The following is a 1,352-nucleotide window of genomic DNA, read 5'->3' on the forward strand; positions in this document are numbered from 1 at the left end:
CCGGCTCGGGCAGCGGCGGCGGATCGGGTTCGGGCGGCTCCCGCGGGTCGCGCGGCAGCGGGCGGACGGCCACGCGCGGCAGCGGCTCCGGCGGCTCCCGCGGACGGGGGCACCGGGGGATGCTCGGCGCGGGCCTGGTCGAGGTGCCGCCCGTCCCGTACCGGGACCCGGCCGACGCGATCATGGAGAACCCGGAGGTCCCGGAGAACCGCCGGTTCTGCAGCCGCTGCGACGAGCCGGTCGGACGGTCCCGGGAGGGCAGGCCGGGACGGACCGAGGGGTTCTGCCGCAACTGCGGGCACCCGTTCTCGTTCACGCCCAAGCTCAAGCCCGGCGACACGCTCGGCGACCAGTACGAGGTGCTCGGCTGCCTCGCCCACGGCGGGCTCGGCTGGATCTACCTGGCCCGCGACCACAACGTGTCCGGGCGCTGGGTCGTCCTGAAGGGCCTGCTCGACGTCGGCGACAGCGACGCGATGGCGGCGGCGACGGCCGAGCGGGCGTTCCTCGCCGAGGTCGAGCACCCCAACATCGTCAAGATCTTCAACTTCGTCCGGCACGGCGGCTCCGGCTACATCGTCATGGAGTACGTCGGCGGGCGGTCGCTGAAGGACATCCTGCTCAGCCGCCGCCGCGAGCTCGGCGAGGACGCGTCGCTGCCGCTGCCGCAGGTGATCGCCTACGGGCTGGAGGTGCTGAGCGCGCTCGGCTACCTGCACAACGTCGGCCTGCTGTACTGCGACTTCAAGCCGGACAACGCGATCCAGAGCGAGGAGCAGCTCAAGCTCATCGACCTCGGCGGGGTGCGGCGCTCGTTCGACGCCGGCAGCCCGATCTTCGGGACGCCCGGCTACCAGGCCCCGGAGATCGCCGCGCGCGGCCCGTCCGTCCCGTCCGACCTGTACACCGTCGGGCGGACCCTGGCGGTGCTGAGCTTCCCGTTCCGCGGCTACACCAAGAAGCACCTGCGCAGCCTGCCGCCGCGCGACGAGGTGCCGCTCTTCCAGCGGTACGAGTCCTACTACCGGCTGCTGCGGCGCGCCTGCCACGGCGATCCGGCCCGCCGGTTCCAGAGCGCCGCCGAGATGGCCGAGCAGCTCACCGGCGTGCTGCGCGAGGTGCTGTCGGCGGAGGGGACGGCGCTGCCGCCCGCGCCGTCCCCGCTGTTCGGCCCGGAGCAGAACGCGGCGGGCGCCGAGGTCGCCGACCTCGGGAACGAGCGGAACGGCGACGAGCCGATCCTGCGGCGGCTGACGCCGGCGGAGGCGGCGGGGGCGCTGCCCGTGCCGCTCGTCGCGGCGGACGATCCGGCCGCCGGCTTCCTGGCCGGGCTGACCGCCCGCGATCCGGGC

General features: G+C 74.7%; 1 protein-coding gene. It reads left to right on the plus strand.

Annotation, left to right across the window (positions count from 1 at the left end):
- Positions 1–1,352, plus strand: a 1,352-nt coding sequence (locus DZF91_RS23705; protein WP_407920932.1) for a serine/threonine protein kinase, incomplete at both ends; no start/stop codon positions are given.

This window comes from Actinomadura logoneensis (assembly GCF_003428695.1).
Lineage (GTDB): Bacteria > Actinomycetota > Actinomycetes > Streptosporangiales > Streptosporangiaceae > Spirillospora > Spirillospora logoneensis.